Below are 22,179 nucleotides of genomic sequence, written 5' to 3' on the forward strand. Positions count from 1 at the left end.
AGCGCGGTATTCCGTACCGTGGGTGATCCCCGTGTGCCCGGACACACCGGGAATGCGCGCCCCTTAGGATCCGTTGGGTGGGGTGAGAGTTCTGAAAGGGGCTCCCACCGGTCGAATGACGCAGACCAGAGACAAGGAATCAAGCCGTGAGCGACGTCCGTAACGTGATCATCATCGGCTCCGGGCCCGCCGGCTACACGGCGGCGCTCTACACCGCGCGCGCGTCGCTGAAGCCCCTCGTGTTCGAGGGCGCCGTCACCGCCGGCGGTGCGCTGATGAACACCACCGAGGTGGAGAACTTCCCGGGCTTCCGCGACGGCATCATGGGCCCCGAGCTCATGGACAACATGCGCGCCCAGGCAGAGCGCTTCGGTGCCGAGCTCATCCCGGACGACATCGTCTCGGTCGACCTCACCGGCGAGATCAAGACCGTCACGGACACCTCGGGGACGGTCCACAAGGCCAAGGCGGTCATCGTCACCACCGGCTCGCAGCACCGCAAGCTCGGCCTGCCGAACGAGGACGCCCTCTCCGGCCGCGGCGTCTCCTGGTGCGCCACCTGTGACGGGTTCTTCTTCAAGGACCAGGACATCGCCGTGATCGGCGGCGGTGACACCGCGATGGAGGAGGCCACCTTCCTCTCCCGGTTCGCCAAGTCCGTGACGATCGTCCACCGCCGGGACACCCTGCGCGCCTCGAAGGCGATGCAGGAGCGCGCCTTCGCCGACCCGAAGATCAAGTTCATCTGGGACAGCGAGGTCGCTGAGATCCACGGCGACCCCAAGCTCTCCGGACTGAAGCTGCGCAACCTCAAGACCGGTGAGCTCGCCGACCTGCCGGTGACGGGTCTGTTCATCGCGATCGGTCACGACCCGCGCACCGAGCTCTTCAAGGGACAGCTGGACCTGGACGAGGAGGGCTACCTGCAGGTCGCCGCGCCCTCCACCCGCACCAACGTGACCGGTGTCTTCGCCGCCGGTGACGTGGTCGACCACACCTACCGCCAGGCCATCACCGCCGCCGGCACCGGCTGCTCCGCCGCCCTGGACGCCGAACGCTTCCTCTCCGCCCTCGCGGACGAGGAGCAGGCCGAGCCCGAGAAGACCGCCGTCTGACCCCCTTCTGCCCCACCGCACGAGCCAGTTAGGAGCCCCCCGTGGCCGACCTGAAGAACGTGACCGACGACTCCTTCGAGCAGGACGTCCTCAAGAGCGACAAGCCCGTCCTGGTGGACTTCTGGGCCGCCTGGTGCGGTCCCTGCCGCCAGATCGCGCCGTCCCTCGAGGCGATCGCCGCCGAGTACGGCGACAAGATCGAGATCGTGAAGCTCAACATCGACGAGAACCCGGGCACGGCTGCGAAGTACGGCGTCATGTCGATCCCGACCCTGAACGTCTACCAGAACGGCGAGGTCGCCAAGACCATCGTCGGCGCCAAGCCGAAGGCCGCGATCGTCCGCGACCTCGAGGACTTCATCGCCGAGTGACGTCTCACGTGAGAACCGAATGACGTTTCACGTGAAACACGAATGGGCCAACCCCTCGGGGTTGGCCCATCTGCGTCAGAGAGGTCGCAGCGCCGGTTCCTTCTGTACGGCCCCCAGCAGCCGGTCGAGCGCCATCTCCACGTCTTCCTTCCAGGAGAGCGTCGAGCGCAGCTCCAGCCGAAGCCGCGGATGCGTCGGGTGCTGTCGGACCGTCTTGAAGCCCACGGCCAGCAGATGGTCGGCCGGCAGCAGACAGGCCGGTTCCTTCCAGCGGGCATCACCGAACGCCTCGATCGCCTTGAAGCCCCGGCGCAGCAGATCCTTGGCGACCGTCTGGACCATCACCCGGCCGAGCCCCTGCCCCTGATACCCCGGCATGATGAAGCCGGTCATCAGCTGCACCGCGTCCGGCGACACCGGACTCGTGGGAAACGCGGTGGAGCGGGGGACATAGGCCGGGGGAGCGTAGAGCACAAAGCCCACCGGTACGTCGTCGACGTAGACGACACGGCCGCAGGAGCCCCAGTCCAGCAGGACGGCGGAGATCCACGCCTCCTTCTCCAGCGCGGCCGTGCCCTCCTTTATCGAGGCCTCACCGCTGACCGGGTCCAGCTCCCAGAAGACGCACGAGCGACAGCGCTTGGGAAGGTCCTGAAGGTTGTCCAGTGTGAGCGGTACGAGCCGGCGGCCCATGAAGGCTGTTCCTCGCTTCCTTCGCCCGCGGCCTCGCGAGCGGCTGTCAGAGCGCTCCGTTCCCTCAGCAGACTGCCGACGAACCCGCCGACCGCCCCGAGCCCCAGTCCCGCGCTCACCAGTCCGGTGCGGCTCACCGATCGCATGGCCCCCGCCTCCCACTCAGAGGTGCCGCCAGGTGGATGCGCCATACCCGATCGCATCGTATCCAGGATGCGATTCACTCGATACCGCCTGAAAGCAAAGAGCGAGCCGTGTTCCGGTACAGACCGGACACGACCCGCTCCGTCGGCCGACCGAAGGCTCAGCCTTCCGAGTCCTCGGCCTCGCCCTCCAGAAGGCTCTTCTGAAGCTCCAGCTTCTCGCCCGGAGCGAGCGCGCTGAGGATCCGATCGAGGTCCTCCGGAGAGGCGAACTCGACGGTGATCTTGCCCTTCTTCTGGCCCAGGTCCACCTTCACCCGGGTCTCGAAGCGATCCGACAGGCGCGTGGCTAGCTCGTTCAGGGCCGGGGAGAGCACAGCACCGGCCCGCGGGCCCTTGGCACGCTGAGCCTTCTGGGGCCGCGAGCCCATCAGCGTCACGATCTCCTCGACGGACCTGACCGAGAGTCCCTCCGCCACGATCCGGTGAGCCAGCCGGTCCTGCTCCTCGGAGTCCTCGACCGAGAGCAGCGCACGGGCATGCCCGGCGGAGAGCACCCCGGCGGCCACCCGCTTCTGCACGGCCGAGGAGAGCTTCAGCAGACGCAGGGTGTTGGAGACCTGCGGGCGGGAGCGCCCGATACGGTCCGCCAACTGGTCGTGCGTGCAGTTGAAGTCCTTCAGCAGCTGGTCGTAGGCAGCCGCCTCTTCGATCGGGTTCAGCTGCGCCCGGTGCAGGTTCTCCAGCAGCGCGTCCAGGAGGAGCTTCTCGTCCTCCGTGGCCCGCACGATCGCCGGGATCGCCTCGAGCCCGGCCTCACGGCAGGCCCGCCAGCGCCGCTCGCCCATGATGAGCTCGTAGCGGTCGGAGCTCAGCTGCCGGACCACGACGGGCTGGAGAAGGCCGACCTCCTGGATGGAGGTGACCAGTTCCTGCAGCGCGTCCTCGTCGAACACATCACGGGGCTGGCGAGGGTTCGGCGTGATGGAGTCGATGGGGATCTCGGCGAAGTGGGCGCCCACCGGAGGCGCGGGTACTTCCGCGACATCGTTGACCGACGGCTCCTCGGTCTCCTGGGAGACAGCCGGCAGCGTGGCCACCTTGGCGGCGGCCACTCCGCGGTCGGCCATGAGGACCGGAACCGCCGCGGGGGACGTGGATGCCGCACCCCCCACCGCGGCCGACGGCGGGTTCTGCTCCGTCGGGGCAGCAGGGATCAGGGCGCCCAGACCACGGCCCAGCCCCCTCCGTCGCTCACTCACTGGATCCCCTCCACCATGCTCGGGTTGCTCTGTGCGCCGATGTGAGCATGCGTCGGGTCGTAGCTGACCCCGACACCCTTCAGCGCGATTTCTCGTGCGGCCTCAAGGTAGGAGAGGGCACCGCTCGAACCTGGATCGTACGTCAGCACGGTCTGCCCGTAGCTCGGCGCCTCGGAGATACGGACGGAGCGGGGGATGCTCGTACGCAGCACCTCGTCGCCGAAGTGGCTGCGCACCTCGTCGGCGACCTGGGACGCAAGACGCGTCCGGCCGTCGTACATGGTGAGCAGGATGGTCGATACATGCAGGGTGGGGTTGAGATGTCCCCGCACCAGGTCGACGTTGCGCAGCAGTTGGCCCAGGCCCTCCAGCGCGTAGTACTCGCACTGGATGGGGATGAGGACCTCCTCGCCCGCGACCAGAGCGTTGACCGTCAACAGCCCCAGGGATGGCGGGCAGTCGATGAGGATGTAGTCCAGCGGCTGCTCGTACGCCTGGATCGCCCGCTGCAGCCGGCTCTCCCGTGCCACCAGGGACACCAGCTCGATCTCCGCACCGGCGAGATCGATCGTGGCTGGGGCGCAGAAGAGACCCTCGACATCGGGGACCGGCTGGACGACCTCCGCCAGGGGCTTGCTCTCGACCAGAACGTCGTAGATGGATGGGACATCGGCGTGGTGGTCGATGCCCAGGGCGGTGGAGGCGTTGCCCTGCGGGTCGAGATCGACCACCAGGACACGGCTGCCGTGCAGAGCCAGCGAAGCGGCAAGGTTGACGGTCGTCGTCGTCTTGCCGACACCGCCCTTCTGGTTGGCGACCACCATGATCCGGGTCTGCTCGGGCCGTGGCAGGCCTTCGCCTGCGCGACCCAGAGCCTCCACCGCCAGTTGGGCAGCACGACCGATGGGAGTGTCGTCCATCGGGGGCGGTGTTTCACGTGAAACATCCACCCCCATCGATTCGGTACGGGGACCGGGGACCGGATCGGTCATCGGTCCCGCGATGTTGGCGTCGGACCGCAAGGATTCACTCTCCTCGACTTCAGGCTCGCAATGAACAGAGCCTCCCATGTCTTCGGGGTCGTGAACCAGTGAGGCCTGGTGTTCTGTGGAGAAATCCACCTCTGTGGACAACTCCGTTACCTCTCCGAGTGAACCGAGAGGCTTCCGGTCCCGGGGTTCGGCCGCAGCGCGGCCGCGACTGATGATGCCGTGCAGCAGTGAGCGACGTTTCACGTGAAACACGATGCACAGCAAGCGCGCCCGGACTGTCGCGACACTCCGGCCTGCGTAGGTTTGGCAGCTTGTGTGGAGTACGTCTCGTCGTCAGGACGGATCAGCGTCCACTGATCCGTCCTTCCGTCCTTCCGTCGTCACCGACGCCTGCGCGTCCGCCCCGTACGCGCCGCCTTGGCCCGCTTGGCCGCGAAGCGCACACCGCCGGGGCTCTCCCCGACCTCGACCCGCACGACGGTGGACGGGGGGTCAACCACCCCTTCGCCGACCTGCAGGACGGACGTCGACACCGCACCGAGCTTGCTGAGCGCGGTGGCCGCGGCCTTCAGCTCCTCCTCCGCGGCGTCCCCCTTGAGCGCGAGCATCTCGCCGTACGGCCGCAGCAGTGGGATGCCCCAGGTGGCAAGGCGGTCCAGGGGGGCCACCGCACGGGCCGTCACCACGTGAACCGGCGGGACCTTGCCCATGACCTCCTCGGCACGGCCACGCACGACGGTCACATGGTCCAGACCCAGCAGCTCGACGACCTCGGTCAGGAAGTTGGTACGCCGAAGCAGCGGTTCCAGCAGGGTGATCTTGAGGTCGTCCCGGACGAGCGCCAAGGGAATCCCGGGCAGGCCCGCGCCCGAGCCGACGTCGCACACGGTGACGCCCTCGGGGACCACCTCCGAGAGCACCGCGCAGTTCAGCAGGTGCCGCTCCCAGAGGCGGGGCACCTCCCGTGGGCCGATGAGCCCGCGCTGCACACCGGCCTCGGCCAGCAGCTCCGCGTAGCGCACCGCATCGGCGAAGCGATCACCGAACACCTCGCGTGCCTGCTCGGGCGCAGGGGGGAGTTCCGCTGCCTCCGTCACGGGGACCGTCCTTCCGTACCGCATCAGCGCACCAGCGCCGACCCACCAGAACTACCAGGCTGACAAAATTCGGCCCCGCCTGCGCAACAGACGGGGCCGGGGAGACGTACGTACCGAATCAGTTGGGCAGCACGACGACGAAGCGCTGCGGCTCCTCGCCCTCGGACTCGCTGCGCAGACCCGCGGCCTTGACCGCGTCGTGCACGACCTTGCGCTCGAACGGGGTCATCGGCTTCAGCTTCACCGGCTCGCCGCTGTTCTTCGCGTCGGCCGCGGCCTTGGCGCCCAGCTCGGACAGCTCGGTGCGCTTCCTGGCGCGGTAGCCCGCGATATCCAGCATCAGCCGGCTGCGGTCCCCCGTCTCCCGGTGCACGGCCAGACGCGTCAGCTCCTGCAACGCCTCCAGCACCTCGCCGTCCCGGCCGACCAGCTTCTGCAGGTCACGGCCGCCCGTGTCGCTGATGATCGACACGGAGGCACGGTCGGCCTCGACATCCATGTCGATGTCGCCGTCGAGGTCGGCGATGTCCAGCAGACCCTCGAGGTAGTCCGCCGCGATCTCGCCCTCCTGCTCCAGGCGGGTCAGGGTGTCTGCACCCTCGGCGGCGGCGGAGGTGGTGCCTTCCGTCACGGGATGGGCTCCTTCTTACTTCTTGGACGGGGACTTGGGCCGCTGCGGGCCACCCTTGCGCTGGCCGGACTGGGCCTTGCTGCGGGTGCCGTTGCCGGGCTTCGAGGCTGCGGCCTTCTTGGCGGCGGCGGGCTTGGCGTCCTCGGGCTCGTCGGACTTCTCGAGCGACGTGGACGGCGCGGTATCGTCCGCCTGCCTGGGCCCGCCGGACTGGCGCTGGGACTTGCTCTGGCGCTTGGGCTGCTGCCGCTTGGCGGCGGCAGCGGTGGTCGCACCGTCCTCGGTCTGCACAGCGGCCTGGCTCTCGCCCTTGACCACGGATCCGTCGGCCTGGGCCACGAGGCCCGCCTTGCTCAGGGCGTTGATGAACTTGCGCTCGAACTCGTTGCGGTCACGGCCCTTGGCGACGATCGCCTTGATGATGGCCTTCTCGCTCCGGCGGCGGGTCTTGCCGTGGTGCGTCACGTGCTTGGTCAGACGCTCCAGGTAGGAGGCCTGGGCCTTGGAACCCGGGGTCGGGTTGTTGTGGATGACGTACATCTGCTGGCCCATGGTCCACACGTTGGTGGTCAGCCAGTAGACGAGGACACCGACCGGGAAGTTGATGCCGAAGACGGCGAACATGACGGGGAAGACGTACATCAGCATCTTCTGCTGCTGCATGAACGGCGTCTTCACGGTCGTGTCGACGTTCTTCGTCATCAGCTGGCGCTGCGTGTAGAACTGCGACGCCGACATCATGAGGATCATGACGACGGTCACGACGCGGACGTCGGTGACCGAGGCACCGAGCGCCTCGATGGTCGACTTGCTGTCCCGGAACTTCGCGGCCAGCGGAGCCCCGAAGATGTGCGCCTTCTGCGCGCTCTCCAGCAGGCTCTTGTTGATGACACCGATGGTGTCGCCCGACGCGATGCCGTTGAGCACGTGGTACAGAGCGAAGAAGAACGGGGACTGCGCCAGGATGGGAAGGCACGAGGAGAGCGGGTTGGTACCCGACTCCTTGTACAGCTTCATCATCTCTTCGGACTGACGCTGCTTGTCGTTCTTGTAGCGCTCCTGGATCTTCTTCATCTCGGGCTGCAGCGTCTGCATGGCCCGGGTCGCCTTGATCTGCTTCACGAAGAGCGGGATCAGGCAGATGCGGATCAGGATCACCAGGGACACGATGGACAGGCCCCAGGCCCAGCCCGTGTCAGCGCCGAAGATGGCGCCGTACACCGTGTGGAACTGGACGATGACCCAGGAAACCGGTGTCGTGATGAAGCTGAAGAGGCTGGCAATCGTGTCCACTAATCATGCTCCTTGGGCATGGGACGAGGTCTCTGCGGCCGGGCTCGAAGGAGGCTCGGAAGGAGCCGTCCCCTCGAGGGCCGGTTCGGCGGCGGAGGGCCCGCCCTTGCGTGCGCGCCAGGCGCCGCGCAGCATTTCGTGCCACCGCGGACGCTTGCGCGGCGGAACATGGTCCACACCGCCGAGCGACCACGGATTGCACCGGAGGATGCGCCAGGCCGTGAGTGCCGTTCCCTTGATCGCACCGTGCCGGTCGATGGCCGTGTAGCCGTAATGGGAGCACGACGGGTAGTACTTGCACACCGGCCCCAGCAGCGGACTGATCGTCCACTGGTACAGCTTGATCAGAGCCAGCAGCGGGTACTTCATCGCGCGCCCCCTCCCAGTAGCCGCTGTAGGGCGGCATCCAGGTCTCGGGCCAGCTGTGCGTGGTCTGCGTCGCCCGCTCCGGGCAGCGCTCGTACGACTACCAGGCTACCGGGGGGCAGCAGGGCGACTCGGTCACGCATCAGATGGCGAAGTCTGCGCTTCACTGTGTTGCGCACGACCGCGCCACCCACGGCCTTGCTCACGACGAAACCCGCACGCGTCGGGGGAGCGCTCTCCCCAGGCGCGTGCGGGTCCGTGGCACCGCTACGAAGGTGGACGACGAGGAGCGGGCGGCCTGCCCGACGACCCCGTCGTACCGCGGTCGCGAAGTCCTCGCGCCGCCTCAGCCGATGCTCGGTAGGCAGCACGACGTCATGACCTGATCGGATCAGGCGGACAGGCTGGCGCGACCCTTGCTGCGACGGTTCGCGAGAATCGCGCGGCCGGCACGGGTACGCATCCGCAGGCGGAAGCCGTGGGTCTTCGCGCGGCGACGGTTGTTCGGCTGGAAGGTGCGCTTGCTCACTCGGGGGCTCCAGAAATAAATCGGTAGTGGCGGGGTGCCGCCCTGGCTGTCACCGTGCGCCCACGAGTAGCTCGCGTCACGCCCGAGTGCACCGCTTCCCGATCACCTTCAGCGATCTGTGCCCATCGGAGGCAGGCGGCAGCAGCCATCGACAACTCGACCTGGTTACGGTACGCGGGGCTACGCCATTCGGTCAAACCGAGGGTCACGGAGAGACACTATCCACAGGCTGGGGACAACAACTTGAACCGTACCCGCCGCCCTGACTACCGTGACTGGACTCTGATTCGTTCCTTTATCCCCGACCCATCCGATTCACATCCCGACCCGTCCCCGAACCACACGTTCGAGGGACCTGTGAGAGAGCGTGCCCTGTGGCTGACGTACCTGCCGATCTTGCCGCAGTGTGGCCACGAGTACTGGAGCAGCTCCTCGGGGAGGGCCGCGGTCAGGGTGTCGAGGTGAAGGACGAGCACTGGATCCGGCGCTGCCAGCCGCTGGCGCTGGTCGCGGACACCGCCCTGCTCGCCGTACCCAACGAGTTCGCGAAGGGCGTACTGGAGGGCCGACTCGCCCCGATCGTCAGCGAGACCCTGAGCCGCGAGTGCGGCCGGCCGATCCGCATCGCGATCACCGTCGACGACTCCGCGGGAGAGCCCCCGGCCCCGCCCGCGCCGCCGGCCAAGCCGCAGCCGCGCTACGAGGAGCCCGAGCTCCCCACCGGGCAGTACGAGGGGTACGGCCGGCACCGCGCCGACGACCAGCTCCCCACGGCCCGGCCCGCCTACCCTTCCGAGTACCAGCGCCCCGAGCCCGGCGGCTGGCCGCGCCCGTCCCAGGACGACTACGGGTGGCAGCAGCAGCGCCTGGGCTTCCCGGAGCGGGACCCTTACGCGTCCCCGTCCCAGGACTCCTACGGTGAGCAGCGCCGCGACTCCTACGGCTCCGCGCCGCAGGACTACCGCCCGCAGTCGATGGACCGCCCGTCCTACGAGCAGCAGTACGAGCAGTCGTACGACAAGCCGCGCTCCGACTACGAGCAGCCCCGCCACGACCACGGTCAGCCGCGGTCCGACTACGAACCGTCCCGCGCCGACTACGACCAGCGCGACCCGGGCCGCCGCGAGCGTCCCGAGCCGCCGTCCGGCGCCGGCCATGTGCACCGCGGCGGACCGGTGGGCCCGAACCTGCCCACGACCGGCGCCCCCGGCCCGCTGGCCGCGCAGCCCGCGCCGGCCACCGGGCCCGGTGAGCCGACCGCGCGGCTGAACCCGAAGTACCTCTTCGACACGTTCGTCATCGGCGCCTCCAACCGCTTCGCGCACGCGGCCGCGGTCGCCGTCGCCGAGGCGCCCGCGAAGGCGTACAACCCCCTGTTCATCTACGGGGAGTCCGGGCTCGGCAAGACGCACCTGCTGCATGCGATCGGGCACTACGCGCGCAGCCTCTACCCGGGCACGCGGGTGCGGTACGTGAGCTCCGAGGAGTTCACCAACGAGTTCATCAACTCCATCCGCGACGGCAAGGGCGACAGCTTCCGCAAGCGCTACCGCGAGATGGACATCCTGCTCGTCGACGACATCCAGTTCCTGGCGGACAAGGAGTCGACGCAGGAGGAGTTCTTCCACACCTTCAACACACTCCACAACGCCAACAAGCAGATCGTGCTGTCCTCCGACCGGCCGCCCAAGCAGCTGGTGACGCTGGAGGACCGGCTGCGGAACCGTTTCGAGTGGGGTCTGATCACCGACGTCCAGCCGCCGGAGCTGGAGACGCGTATCGCGATCCTCCGCAAGAAGGCGGTGCAGGAGCAGCTCAACGCCCCGCCGGAGGTGCTGGAGTTCATCGCCTCCCGGATCTCGCGCAACATCCGCGAGCTGGAGGGCGCGCTGATCCGAGTGACGGCGTTCGCCTCGCTCAACCGGCAGCCGGTGGACCTGGGCCTGACCGAGATCGTCCTGAAGGACCTGATCCCCGGCGGCGAGAACGCGGCCCCCGAGATCACCGCGACCGCGATCATGGCCGCGACCGCCGACTACTTCGGCCTCACGGTCGAGGACCTGTGCGGCACCTCGCGCGGCCGCGCCCTGGTGACCGCGCGGCAGATCGCCATGTACCTGTGCCGCGAGCTCACCGACCTGTCGCTGCCCAAGATCGGCGCCCAGTTCGGCAACCGCGACCACACGACCGTGATGCACGCCGACCGCAAGATCCGCGCGCTGATGGCCGAGCGCCGCTCCATCTACAACCAGGTCACCGAACTGACCAACCGCATCAAGAACGGCTGACACCACCAACCGCAGCGCATGGAGGGCGCCCCTGGGGACATCCGGGGCGCCCTTTCCCATGGGGCCAGGCGCGGCGGAGCCAGGTCGCCCTGGGGCGGGGGCGCGGCGCTGGGCTGCTGGGGCGCTGGGTCGCAGGGCCGCAGGGCCGCAGGGTCAGCGAGCCACCGCGCCGGAGCCGCCCGCCCTCCGGGCTGTCGGCTGCCGGGGCACTGGGCTGTCGGCCCCGGCTGCGGGGGCAGCGAGCCACCGGGCGCCGGGACCACCGGCCCACTGGGGCGCTGAGCCGCCCGGGCTCTCGGCTGACCGGCCGCTGAGCCGCTCGGGCCGCAGGGGTGAGCCACCCGGGCTGTCGGCTGCCCTGGCTCTGGGCTGCCGCAGCATCGGGCCGTCGGCCCCGGCCGCCAAGCCGCAAGAGCAGCCAGCCACTGGGACGCCGGGACCACCGGCCCACCAGGGCTCTGGGCTGCCTGGGCTCTGGGCTGCTCGGGCCGCAGGGTCAGCGACCCGCCGCGACGCGAGCCGCCCGGGCTCTGGGCTACCGGGGCACTGGGCTGTCGGCTGCCCTGGCTCTGGGTTGCCGCAGCATCGGGCCGTCGGCCCTCGGCCGCCAGGCCGGGGCTCTCGGCTGACCGGCCGCTGAGCCGCCGGGGCACTGGGCTGCCGGGCCCACCGAGTCACCGAGCCACCGGAGAGATCTAGGCCTCCCCGGCATCAGCAGGCCATCCGGCAGGCGCGTCCGGCGTGCCGGGGCGTGGTGGCTCTCGCTGTGGGCGGCGGATGAGCGCATGCCGTGGCCCCGGGTGCCGGGCCCCGGCGAGGATGGATCGCCGACTGGGTCGTGCTCTTCGCGACCAGCGTCAGAGACCCGGTGTTCGAATAGGCGCCGGGTTACGGCCGCCCTCCACAGATTCGGGGACTTTTTCGCGTCCACACCCTGGGGACTGTGGAGTTGTCCCGAAACCGTCCACAGGCTGTGCTGTTGAAAGACCATCAGCCCAGCTCATGTGCCTGTGGATTGGTGGACGAAGGATCTCCACAGACTGTGGACGAAGCGGAGATCCACAGGCTGTGCACGGAGTTGTCCACCGGCAACCCACAGGCTGGGGCCGGTTGTCCCCAGCGATCCCCAGGTTCTCCACACCGCTGTCCACTGTTCGGCAACGCGACGCACCCGATCACCGGCCTGAGTGAAAGCCGTCACACCAAGGTGCCGGATTGGGCTGTGGGAAACGTGGGTAAATCTGGGGACGCAGCTGGGGAGAACTGCCCTCGGGCTGTGGGCGGAGTGTGCAGAACTTTCCGTTCTCCACAGAACCGCTGAGTTGTCCACCGCCTTCGCCCACAGGACCAGTGGACAAAATCTCCGCTCTGAGCTGGGCAAACGTGGTTATCCACGGTATCCACAGGCCCTACTACTACTCCCGACTAGAGAGAGCGGGAAATCCGTTTCGAAGCGGGGCCTGTGCACAACTCGCCGTCTCGAGCCCGGCTGCCCCTCGGAGCGACTTGACCCCGACAGGCACCTACTGTCAGTGCGGTGCGTCAGACTGGTCCCCGGTGTCCTGCCCGTCGCAGTGGGCGGTGACACCGAGTCGGAGGACTCAGTAGCAACAAGCAGGAGGCGGCTTACGGTGAAGATCCGGGTGGAACGCGACGTACTCGCGGAGGCAGTGGCCTGGGCGGCACGCAGCCTCCCGGCCCGTCCGCCGGCGCCTGTCCTCGCCGGCCTGCTGCTGAAGGCGGAGGACGGCCAGCTGAGCCTGTCCAGCTTCGACTACGAGGTCTCCGCACGCGTGTCCGTCGAGGCGGAGGTCGAGGAGGAGGGCACGGTCCTCGTCTCCGGCCGCCTGCTCGCCGACATCTCCCGCGCTCTCCCCAACCGCCCGGTGGAGATTTCCACAGACGGTGTACGGGCGACCGTGGTCTGCGGCTCCTCGCGGTTCACCCTCCACACACTGCCTGTGGAGGAGTACCCGGCACTGCCGCAGATGCCGAACGCGACGGGCACCGTCCCCGGCGAGGTCTTCGCCTCCGCCGTCCAGCAGGTCGCCATCGCGGCCGGCCGTGACGACACGCTGCCCGTCCTCACCGGTGTGCGCATCGAGATCGAGGGCGACACCGTCACCCTGGCCTCCACCGACCGCTACCGCTTCGCGGTCCGCGAGTTCCTGTGGAAGCCGGAGAACCCGGACGTCTCCGCGGTCGCCCTGGTCCCCGCCAAGACGCTCCAGGACACCGCCAAGGCGCTGACCAGCGGCGACAGCGTCATCCTGGCGCTGTCCGGCTCGGGCAAGGGCGAGGGCCTGATCGGTTTCGAGGGCGCCGGACGGCGGACGACCACGCGGCTGCTGGAGGGCGACCTCCCGAAGTACCGCACGCTGTTCCCGACCGAGTTCAACTCCGTCGCCGTGATCGAGACCGCCCCCTTCGTGGAGGCCGTCAAGCGCGTGGCCCTGGTCGCCGAGCGGAACACCCCGGTGCGGCTCAGCTTCGAGCAGGGCGTGCTCATCCTGGAGGCGGGCTCCAGCGACGACGCACAGGCTGTGGAAAGGGTGGACGCCCAGCTCGACGGCGACGACATCTCGATCGCCTTCAACCCGACCTTCCTGCTGGACGGCCTGAGCGCGATCGACTCCCCGGTGGCCCAGCTGTCGTTCACGACGTCCACCAAGCCCGCGCTGCTCAGCGGCAAGCCCGCGGTGGACGCCGAGGCGGACGAGGCCTACAAGTACCTGATCATGCCGGTGCGGCTGAGCGGCTGAGCTCACTCCCCCAGCAAAGCCCCAGGTGAGGGCGTACGCATGAGCGCGTATGCCCACAGGTGTGCGTGAGCGTCCGGGTTTAGGCTCGGACGCGGGTACGAAAGTTCCCCCATGCCACACCGCAACCTAAGGAACAACTGATGGAGCTCGGTCTCGTCGGCCTCGGCAAGATGGGCGGCAACATGCGCGAGCGGATCCGCCGCGCCGGCCACACCGTCATCGGATACGACCGCAACGCTGACCTCGCGGATGTCCACAGCCTGGAAGAGCTTGTGGGCAAGCTCCCGGGCCCCCGCGTGGTCTGGGTGATGGTCCCGGCCGGCGAGCCCACCCAGGCCACGATCGACGAGCTCGCCGAGCTCCTCGAGCCCGGTGACGTGGTCGTGGACGGCGGCAACTCGCGCTGGACCGACGACGAGAAGCACGCCGAGGAACTGGCCGCCAAGGGCATAGGCTTCGTCGACTGCGGAGTCTCCGGCGGCGTCTGGGGCCTGGAGAACGGCTACGCGCTGATGTACGGCGGCGACGCCGAGAACGTCGCCAAGGTGCAGCCGATCTTCGACGCGCTCAAGCCCGAGGGCGACCTCGGCGCCGTGCACGCCGGCAAGGTCGGCGCGGGCCACTTCGCGAAGATGGTCCACAACGGCATCGAGTACGCGATGATGCAGGCCTACGCCGAGGGCTGGGAGCTCCTGGAGAAGGTCGACTCCGTGGAGAACGTCCGCGAGGTCTTCCGCTCCTGGCAGGAGGGCACGGTCATCCGTTCCTGGCTGCTCGACCTCGCGGTGAACGCTCTCGACGAGGACGAGCACCTGGCCGGGCTGCGGGGCTACGCACAGGACTCCGGCGAGGGCCGCTGGACCGTGGAGGCCGCCATCGACAACGCGGTGCCGCTGCCGGCGATCACCGCGTCGCTGTTCGCGCGGTTCTCCTCCCGGCAGGAGGACTCGCCGCAGATGAAGATGATCGCCGCGCTGCGCAACCAGTTCGGCGGCCACGCCGTAGAGAAGAAGTAATCCACAGGGTCGCCCGGCGATCCACAACCCTGGGGGAGGTCGGCGAACGACCATGCACGTCACGCATCTGTCGCTGGCCGACTTCCGCTCGTACGCCCGGGTCGAGGTCCCGCTGGACCCGGGCGTCACGGCCTTCGTCGGCCCGAACGGACAGGGCAAGACGAACCTGGTCGAGGCCATCGGCTACCTCGCCACCCTCGGCAGCCACCGCGTCGCCTCCGACGCCCCGCTGGTCCGCATGGGCGCCGACCGCGCGATCATCCGGGCGCAGGTCAGACAGGGCGAGCGGCAGCAACTGGTCGAGCTGGAGCTGAACCCCGGCAGGGCCAACCGCGCCCGCATCAACCGGTCCTCGCAGGTCCGGCCCCGGGACGTGCTGGGGATCGTACGGACCGTGCTGTTCGCCCCCGAGGACCTCGCGCTGGTCAAGGGCGACCCCGGGGAGCGGCGCCGCTTCCTCGACGAGATGGTCACCGCGCGCTCCCCGCGCATGGCGGGCGTGCGCTCCGACTACGAGCGGGTCCTCAAGCAGCGCAACACCCTTCTCAAGTCGGCGGCGCTGGCCCGGCGGCACGGCGGACGCTCCATGGACCTGTCCACGCTCGACGTCTGGGACCAGCACCTCGCGCGCGCGGGCGCCGAGCTGCTCGCCCAGCGGCTCGACCTGATCGCCGCGATCCAGCCGCTGGCGGACAAGGCGTACGAGCAGCTGGCCCCCGGCGGCGGCCCCCTCGCCCTGGAGTACAGGCCGTCCGCGCCCGGCGACGCGCACACCCGCGAGGATCTCCACGCCCAGCTGATGGCGGCCCTGGCCGAGGCCCGCAAGCAGGAGATCGAGCGGGGCGTCACCCTCGTGGGCCCGCACCGGGACGATCTGGTCCTCAAACTCGGTCAGCTGCCCGCCAAGGGGTACGCCTCCCACGGCGAGTCCTGGTCCTACGCGCTGGCGCTGCGCCTGGCGTCGTACGACCTGCTGCGCGCGGAGGGCAACGAGCCGGTGCTGATCCTGGACGACGTCTTCGCCGAGCTGGACGCCCGGCGCCGCGAGCGTCTCGCCGAGCTGGTCGCGCCCGGTGAGCAGGTGCTGGTGACGGCCGCGGTCGACGACGACGTACCGCACGTCCTCGCGGGGGCGCGGTTCGCCGTGTCCGACGGGGTGGTGGAACGCGTATGACCGCGCAGGAGCCGAAGAAGGATCCCGCACCCTCCGGCGTCGACCTCGCGCGCGTGGCGCTGAGGGCGGCGAAGGAGCAGGCACGCGCGCGTGGGGACGCGGCCCAGCAGAAGAGGCAGGCGCGGCGCGGTGGTCTGCGCTCCGGTGCCCGTGCCGACGGCCGCGACCCGATGGCGCTCGGCGCCGCGATCAACCGGCTGATCACCGAGCGCGGCTGGGAGGCCCCGGCCGCGGTGGGCGGTGTGATGGGCCGCTGGCCGCAGATCGTCGGCGAGGACGTGGCCAAGCACTGCGTCCCGGAGAAGTACGACGAGGACGAGCGGGTACTGATCGTGCGCTGCGACTCCACGGCCTGGGCGACGAACCTGCGTCTGCTCGCGCCGACGCTGGTGGCCCGTCTCAACGAGGACCTGGGCCACGGCGCGGTGCAGATGATCAAGGTGTACGGACCGGGTGGTTCCGCCCGTCGCTACGGCCCGTTGCGCGCCCCGGGCAGCACGGGACCCGGCGACACATACGGGTGACAGACATCACACAAAAAACGTGACGGGGGCCGGGCGAGGGCCCGTCACGGCGGTCGGTCGTGCAACCGCACGCTCTTGCGAATCCCGACCTGGCCCCGGAGTAGCCAAGGGTTGACACCTCGAAGCGCTGAGTGCCGCTGTGAGCCTCTCGGAGCCCCCTTCCACATATCGGTACCCGGCCGAGACCGGTTCAGGGCGGCACATGCGGACTCAGGTACCGGCAAACCCCCATCACTGTCGGCGCTACCGGTAGACTGGAAGGCAATCCCGCCCCAAACGTGGGGACCGTCCGGGAAAAGCTGAGCAACGCTGATCAAGGCTTACCAACGCAACATGCCGCAGCCGCTCCGGCAACCCGCCGACGAGCCCGGCTCGTGCTGTGCCAGAAAGGGCGCTTCGTGGCCGATTCCGGCAACCCCAACGAGAACATCCCGTCCACCGACGCGGGCGCGAACGGCCCGGCGACCTCCTCGAACGGGGAGGTCACGGCCTCGTACGACGCCAGCGCCATCACCGTCCTCGAGGGTCTGGACGCGGTCCGCAAGCGACCCGGTATGTACATCGGCTCGACCGGTGAGCGCGGTCTGCACCACCTCGTGTACGAGGTCGTCGACAACTCCGTCGACGAGGCGCTGGCCGGGCACGCGGACACCATCGACGTGACGATCCTCGCCGACGGCGGCGTACGCGTCGTCGACAACGGCCGAGGCATCCCGGTGGGCATCGTGCCCTCCGAGGGGAAGCCGGCCGTCGAGGTCGTGCTGACCGTGCTGCACGCGGGCGGCAAGTTCGGCGGCGGCGGCTACGCGGTCTCCGGTGGTCTGCACGGCGTCGGTGTCTCCGTGGTGAACGCCCTGTCGTCCAAGGTCTCCGTCGAGGTCAGGACCGACGGCCACCGCTGGACGCAGGACTACAAGATGGGCGTCCCCACGGCCCCGCTCGCCCAGCACGAGGCCATCGAGAAGACCGGCACCTCGGTCACCTTCTGGGCCGACGCGGACATCTTCGAGACCACCGAGTACTCCTTCGAGACGCTCTCGCGGCGCTTCCAGGAGATGGCGTTCCTCAACAAGGGTTTGACGATCAAACTCACTGACGAGCGCGAGTCGGCGAAGGCCACCGCCGGGGCGGACGAGGCGGGTGCGGACGAGAAGGACGAGGTCAAGACCGTCACGTACCACTACGAGGGCGGCATCGTCGACTTCGTGAAGTACCTCAACTCCCGCAAGGGAGAGGCGGTCCACCCCACCGTGATCGACCTCGAGGCCGAGGACAAGGACAAGAGTCTGTCCCTCGAGGTCGCGATGCAGTGGAACAGCGGCTACAGCGAGGGTGTGTACTCCTTCGCCAACATCATCCACACCCACGAGGGCGGCACCCACGAGGAGGGCTTCCGCGCGGCCCTGACCTCGCTGATCAACAAGTACGCGCGCGACAAGAAGCTGCTGCGCGAGAAGGACGACAACCTCACGGGCGACGACATCCGCGAGGGTCTGACCGCGATCATCTCGGTGAAGCTGAGCGAGCCGCAGTTCGAGGGCCAGACGAAGACCAAGCTGGGCAACACGGAGGCGAAGACCTTCGTGCAGCGCGCGGTCTACGAGCACCTCAACGACTGGCTCGACCGCAACCCGGTCGAGGCCGCGGACATCGTCCGCAAGGGCATCCAGGCGGCCACCGCGCGCGTGGCGGCCCGCAAGGCCCGCGACCTCACCCGCCGCAAGGGCCTGCTGGAGTCGGCCTCCCTGCCGGGCAAGCTCTCCGACTGCCAGTCCAACGACCCCATCAAGTGCGAGATCTTCATCGTCGAGGGTGACTCCGCCGGCGGCTCGGCCAAGTCCGGCCGTAACCCGGAGTACCAGGCGATCCTCCCGATCCGCGGCAAGATCCTCAACGTGGAGAAGGCCCGGATCGACAAGATCCTGCAGAACCAGGAGATCCAGGCGCTGATCTCCGCGTTCGGCACGGGCGTGCACGAGGACTTCGACATCGAGAAGCTCCGCTATCACAAGATCATCCTGATGGCGGACGCCGACGTCGACGGCCAGCACATCAGCACCCTGCTGCTGACCTTCCTGTTCCGCTTCATGCGTCCGCTGGTCGAGGCCGGGCACGTGTACCTCTCCCGTCCCCCGCTCTACAAGATCAAGTGGGGCCGGGACGACATCGAGTACGCCTACTCGGACCGCGAGCGCGACGCGCTGATCGAGATGGGCCGGCAGCGCGGCAAGCGCATCCGCGAGGACTCGATCCAGCGCTTCAAGGGTCTCGGCGAGATGAACGCCGAGGAGCTGCGCGTTACCACCATGGACCAGGAGCACCGGGTCCTCGGCCAGGTCACCCTCGACGACGCCGCCCAGGCCGACGACCTGTTCTCGGTCCTCATGGGCGAGGACGTGGAGGCCCGGCGCCAGTTCATCCAGCGCAACGCCAAGGACGTCCGCTTCCTCGACATCTGAGTCGGTCTCAGCTGACCGCACCAGGAAGGATCTTCACCAGCAATGGCCGACGAGAACACCCCCGTCACCCCTGAAGAGGGCGGCGAAGTCGCGATGCGCGTCGAGCCCGTCGGGCTCGAAACGGAGATGCAGCGCTCGTACCTGGACTACGCGATGTCCGTCATCGTGTCCCGTGCGCTGCCCGACGTCCGTGACGGCCTCAAGCCCGTCCACCGCCGCGTGCTGTACGCCATGTACGACGGCGGCTACCGCCCCGAGCGCGGCTTCTACAAGTGCGCGCGCGTGGTCGGCGACGTCATGGGCAACTACCACCCCCACGGCGACTCCTCGATCTACGACGCCCTGGTGCGCCTCGCCCAGCCGTGGTCGATGCGGATGCCGCTGGTGGACTCCAACGGCAACTTCGGCTCCCCGGGCAACGACCCGGCGGCGGCCATGCGCTACACCGAGTGCAAGATGGCGCCGCTGTCGATGGAGATGGTCCGTGACATCGACGAGGAGACCGTCGACTTCACGGACAACTACGACGGCCGCTCCCAGGAGCCGACCGTTCTGCCGGCCCGCTTCCCGAACCTGCTGATCAACGGCTCGGCCGGTATCGCGGTCGGTATGGCGACCAACATCCCGCCGCACAACCTGCGTGAGGTCGCGGCCGGCGCCCAGTGGTACCTGGAGAACCCGGAGGCCTCGCACGAGGAGCTCCTGGACGCGCTGATCGAGCGCATCAAGGGCCCCGACTTCCCGACCGGCGCGCTGGTCGTCGGCCGCAAGGGCATCGAGGAGGCCTACCGCACGGGCCGCGGCTCGATCACCATGCGCGCGGTCGTCGAGGTCGAGGAGATCCAGAACCGCCAGTGCCTGGTGGTGACGGAACTGCCGTACCAGGTGAACCCGGACAACCTGGCGCAGAAGATCGCCGACCTGGTGAAGGACGGCAAGGTCGGCGGCATCGCGGACGTCCGCGACGAGACCTCGTCCCGTACCGGCCAGCGGCTGGTCATCGTCCTCAAGCGGGACGCGGTCGCCAAGGTCGTCCTGAACAACCTCTACAAGCACACCGACCTGCAGACCAACTTCGGCGCCAACATGCTGGCGCTGGTCGACGGCGTCCCGCGCACGCTGTCCCTGGACGCGTTCATCCGCCACTGGGTGACCCACCAGATCGAGGTCATCGTCCGCCGTACGCGTTTCAGGCTGCGCAAGGCCGAGGAGCGGGCGCACATCCTGCGCGGTCTGCTGAAGGCGCTGGACGCCATCGACGAGGTCATCGCGCTGATCCGGCGCAGTGACACCGTCGAGATCGCGCGCGGGGGCCTGATGGAGCTCCTGGAGATCGACGAGATCCAGGCCAACGCCATCCTCGAGATGCAGCTGCGCCGGCTGGCCGCCCTGGAGCGCCAGAAGATCGTCCAGGAGCACGACGAGCTCCAGGCGAAGATCACCGAGTACAACGAGATCCTGGCCTCCCCGCTCCGCCAGCGCGGCATCGTCAGCGAGGAACTGGCCGCGATCGTCGAGAAGTACGGCGACGACCGCAAGACCATGCTGGTGCCCTACGACGGTGACATGTCCATCGAGGACCTGATCGCCGAGGAGGACATCGTCGTCACCGTCTCGCGCGGCGGCTACGTCAAGCGGACGAAGACGGACGACTACCGCGCGCAGAAGCGCGGCGGCAAGGGCGTGCGCGGCACGAAGCTGAAGGAAGACGACATCGTCGACCACTTCTTCGTCTCCACCACCCACCACTGGCTGCTGTTCTTCACCAACAAGGGACGGGTGTACCGGGCGAAGGCGTACGAGCTTCCGGACGCCGGCCGGGACGCGCGCGGCCAGCACGTCGCCAACCTGCTCGCCTTCCAGCCGGACGAGGCGATCGCCGAGATCCTCGCGATCCGGGACTACGAGGCGGCGCCGTACCTGGTGCTGGCCACCAAGGCCGGCCTGGTCAAGAAGACGCCTCTGAAGGATTACGATTCGCCCCGCTCCGGCGGTGTCATCGCGATCAACCTCCGGGAGCGCGAGGACGGTTCCGACGACGAGCTGATCGGAGCCGAGCTCGTCTCGGCCGACGACGATCTGCTGCTGATCAGCAAGAAGGCGCAGTCGATCAGGTTCACCGCTTCGGACGAAACTCTCCGCCCGATGGGCCGCGCCACCTCGGGCGTCAAGGGCATGAGTTTCCGCGAGGGCGACGAGCTTCTCTCGATGAATGTTGTTCGACCCGGTACGTTCGTGTTCACTGCCACAGACGGCGGGTACGCGAAGCGCACCCGCGTCGACGAGTACCGCGTCCAGGGTCGCGGCGGCCTGGGGATCAAGGCCGCCAAGATCGTGGAGGACCGCGGATCGCTCGTGGGCGCGCTGGTGGTCGAGGAGAACGACGAGATCCTCGCCATCACCCTCTCCGGCGGTGTGATTCGTACGCGAGTCAACGAGATCAGGGAGACGGGCCGTGACACCATGGGCGTCCAACTGATCAACCTGGGCAAGCGCGATGCCGTCGTCGGTATCGCTCGTAACGCCGAGGCGGGGCGCGAGGCGGAGGAGGTCGACGGCGACGTGGCCGTCGACGAGCCCGCCGAGGGTGCCGCGACCACCGGCACGGACGAGGGCGAGGCGCCCTCGGCCGAGTAGCACGAGGAGAGAGTCATCGTGAGCGGAGCCACGGGCGCCGGGTCGGCCGGTACCTCCAGGGGTACGGAAACGGACGGCGGCGGCCGTGGCTCCGCCACGAGCGCCGCGCAGACGACAGATCCGCACACGACCAATCTGAAAGCGGTCAAGTCGTCGGCGACGGACTCGCCCTCGCCCGACACTCATGGATCCCAGGGGGGACCTGTGACGGACAGCAGAGGCTCGCAGCCCCAGCCCGCGCCCGAGGCGGCCTCGCCGCTGCCCGGTGAACGGCAGTCGCAGCAGGCCTCCGGCCCCTACCACCCGCCGCAGGCCTACCCGGCGCAGGGCCCCGGCAGCCCCGTACGCCGTCCGCGCACCGGCGCGCGCCCCACGGCGCCCCGCACCCGCAAGGCGCGGCTGCGGGTGGCCAAGGCCGACCCGTGGTCGGTGATGAAGGTCAGTTTCCTGCTCTCCATCGCGATCGGCATCTGCACGGTCGTGGCGTCTGCCGTGCTGTGGATGGTCCTGGACGCGATGGGCGTCTTCTCGACCGTGGGCGGCCAGATCTCGGAGGCCACGGGATCGACCGAGTCGAACGGCTTCGACCTGCAGGCCTTCCTGTCGCTTCCGCATGTCCTGATGTTCGCCACCATCATCGCGGTCATCGACGTCGTCCTCGCCACGGCCCTGGCCACCCTCGGCGCGTTCATCTACAACCTCTCCGCGGGCTTCGTCGGCGGCATCGAGCTGACGCTCGCCGAGGACGAGTGACAGTCCCCCGACAACCGATTTTGGGACTGCCCCGGTCGTGCGCTAATCTTCAGGAGTCAGCGCGCGGGACATAC

General features: G+C 68.8%; 19 protein-coding genes. 10 read left to right on the forward strand and 9 right to left on the reverse strand.

Going from position 1 to position 22,179, the window contains the following annotated elements; translation table 11 throughout:
* Positions 1–146: 146 nt before the first annotated feature.
* Both trxB and trxA read left to right on the forward strand, forming a co-directional pair.
* Entirely contained in the window at positions 147–1,115 is a 969-nt protein-coding gene (gene trxB / locus ACZ7L0_RS15325) for a thioredoxin-disulfide reductase (RefSeq protein WP_471242933.1), read from the forward strand.
* A 41-nt stretch (positions 1,116–1,156) separates the two neighbouring features.
* Positions 1,157–1,486, forward strand: coding sequence for a thioredoxin (trxA, locus tag ACZ7L0_RS15330; RefSeq protein ID WP_471242934.1), 330 nt, complete (start codon positions 1,157–1,159; stop codon positions 1,484–1,486).
* Between the two features lie 75 nt (positions 1,487–1,561).
* Here the strand turns inward: trxA and ACZ7L0_RS15335 are convergent, their stop codons facing one another.
* The 9 genes from ACZ7L0_RS15335 to rpmH all read right to left on the reverse strand — a co-directional run bounded on the left by ACZ7L0_RS15335 (position 1,562) and on the right by rpmH (position 8,492).
* Positions 1,562–2,179 (reverse strand): GNAT family N-acetyltransferase, encoded by a 618-nt coding sequence (locus tag ACZ7L0_RS15335; protein ID WP_471242935.1) that lies wholly within the window; start codon positions 2,177–2,179, stop codon positions 1,562–1,564.
* 304 nt (positions 2,180–2,483) lie between these two features.
* Positions 2,484–3,584, reverse strand: a complete 1,101-nt coding sequence (locus ACZ7L0_RS15340; RefSeq protein ID WP_471242936.1) for a ParB/RepB/Spo0J family partition protein — start codon at positions 3,582–3,584, stop codon at positions 2,484–2,486.
* A complete protein-coding gene (locus ACZ7L0_RS15345; protein WP_471243219.1) occupies positions 3,581–4,654 on the reverse strand; it encodes a ParA family protein in 1,074 nt (357 codons plus the stop codon). The genes ACZ7L0_RS15340 and ACZ7L0_RS15345 overlap by 4 nt, the downstream gene beginning before the upstream one ends.
* A 302-nt stretch (positions 4,655–4,956) precedes the next feature.
* Positions 4,957–5,673 (reverse strand): 16S rRNA (guanine(527)-N(7))-methyltransferase RsmG, encoded by a 717-nt coding sequence (gene rsmG, locus ACZ7L0_RS15350; protein ID WP_471242937.1) that lies wholly within the window; start codon positions 5,671–5,673, stop codon positions 4,957–4,959.
* Between the two features lie 118 nt (positions 5,674–5,791).
* The gene (locus tag ACZ7L0_RS15355) at positions 5,792–6,304 is read right to left on the reverse strand and encodes a Jag family protein (protein ID WP_471242938.1); all 513 of its coding nucleotides are present in this window, start codon (positions 6,302–6,304) and stop codon (positions 5,792–5,794) included.
* A gap of 15 nt (positions 6,305–6,319) precedes the next feature.
* Positions 6,320–7,597 (reverse strand): membrane protein insertase YidC, encoded by a 1,278-nt coding sequence (gene yidC, locus ACZ7L0_RS15360; protein ID WP_471242939.1) that lies wholly within the window; start codon positions 7,595–7,597, stop codon positions 6,320–6,322.
* Positions 7,598–7,600: 3 nt separating this feature from the next.
* Complete coding sequence (yidD, locus tag ACZ7L0_RS15365; RefSeq protein ID WP_471242940.1) at positions 7,601–7,966, reverse strand: membrane protein insertion efficiency factor YidD; 366 nt, start codon at positions 7,964–7,966, stop codon at positions 7,601–7,603.
* The gene (gene rnpA, locus ACZ7L0_RS15370) at positions 7,963–8,334 is read right to left on the reverse strand and encodes a ribonuclease P protein component (protein WP_471242941.1); all 372 of its coding nucleotides are present in this window, start codon (positions 8,332–8,334) and stop codon (positions 7,963–7,965) included. Before rnpA ends, yidD begins: the two co-directional genes overlap by 4 nt.
* A 20-nt stretch (positions 8,335–8,354) precedes the next feature.
* Positions 8,355–8,492 (reverse strand): 50S ribosomal protein L34, encoded by a 138-nt coding sequence (gene rpmH / locus ACZ7L0_RS15375; RefSeq protein ID WP_005482975.1) that lies wholly within the window; start codon positions 8,490–8,492, stop codon positions 8,355–8,357.
* Between the two features lie 374 nt (positions 8,493–8,866).
* Between rpmH and dnaA the strand changes: the two genes are divergently transcribed.
* The 8 genes from dnaA (at position 8,867) to ACZ7L0_RS15415 (ending at position 22,105) form a co-directional block, all read left to right on the forward strand.
* Complete coding sequence (gene dnaA, locus ACZ7L0_RS15380; protein WP_471242942.1) at positions 8,867–10,780, forward strand: chromosomal replication initiator protein DnaA; 1,914 nt, start codon at positions 8,867–8,869, stop codon at positions 10,778–10,780.
* 1,631 nt (positions 10,781–12,411) lie between these two features.
* Complete coding sequence (gene dnaN / locus ACZ7L0_RS15385; protein WP_471242943.1) at positions 12,412–13,542, forward strand: DNA polymerase III subunit beta; 1,131 nt, start codon at positions 12,412–12,414, stop codon at positions 13,540–13,542.
* Positions 13,543–13,682: 140 nt separating this feature from the next.
* Entirely contained in the window at positions 13,683–14,558 is an 876-nt protein-coding gene (gnd, locus tag ACZ7L0_RS15390) for a phosphogluconate dehydrogenase (NAD(+)-dependent, decarboxylating) (protein ID WP_471242944.1), read from the forward strand.
* Between the two features lie 52 nt (positions 14,559–14,610).
* Complete coding sequence (gene recF, locus ACZ7L0_RS15395) at positions 14,611–15,732, forward strand: DNA replication/repair protein RecF (protein WP_471242945.1); 1,122 nt, start codon at positions 14,611–14,613, stop codon at positions 15,730–15,732.
* On the forward strand, positions 15,729–16,256 hold the full coding sequence (locus ACZ7L0_RS15400; protein WP_471242946.1) for a DciA family protein: 528 nt from the start codon (positions 15,729–15,731) through the stop codon (positions 16,254–16,256). The genes recF and ACZ7L0_RS15400 overlap by 4 nt, the downstream gene beginning before the upstream one ends.
* 374 nt (positions 16,257–16,630) lie before the next feature.
* Positions 16,631–18,715, forward strand: coding sequence for a DNA topoisomerase (ATP-hydrolyzing) subunit B (gyrB, locus tag ACZ7L0_RS15405; RefSeq protein ID WP_471242947.1), 2,085 nt, complete (start codon positions 16,631–16,633; stop codon positions 18,713–18,715).
* A 42-nt stretch (positions 18,716–18,757) separates the two neighbouring features.
* Positions 18,758–21,352 (forward strand): DNA gyrase subunit A, encoded by a 2,595-nt coding sequence (gene gyrA, locus ACZ7L0_RS15410; protein WP_471242948.1) that lies wholly within the window; start codon positions 18,758–18,760, stop codon positions 21,350–21,352.
* 18 nt (positions 21,353–21,370) lie between these two features.
* Positions 21,371–22,105, forward strand: a complete 735-nt coding sequence (locus tag ACZ7L0_RS15415) for a DUF3566 domain-containing protein (RefSeq protein ID WP_471242949.1) — start codon at positions 21,371–21,373, stop codon at positions 22,103–22,105.
* The last annotated feature ends 74 nt before the right edge of the window (positions 22,106–22,179 follow it).

It is taken from the genome of Streptomyces sp. NPDC039424 (genome assembly GCF_055639495.1).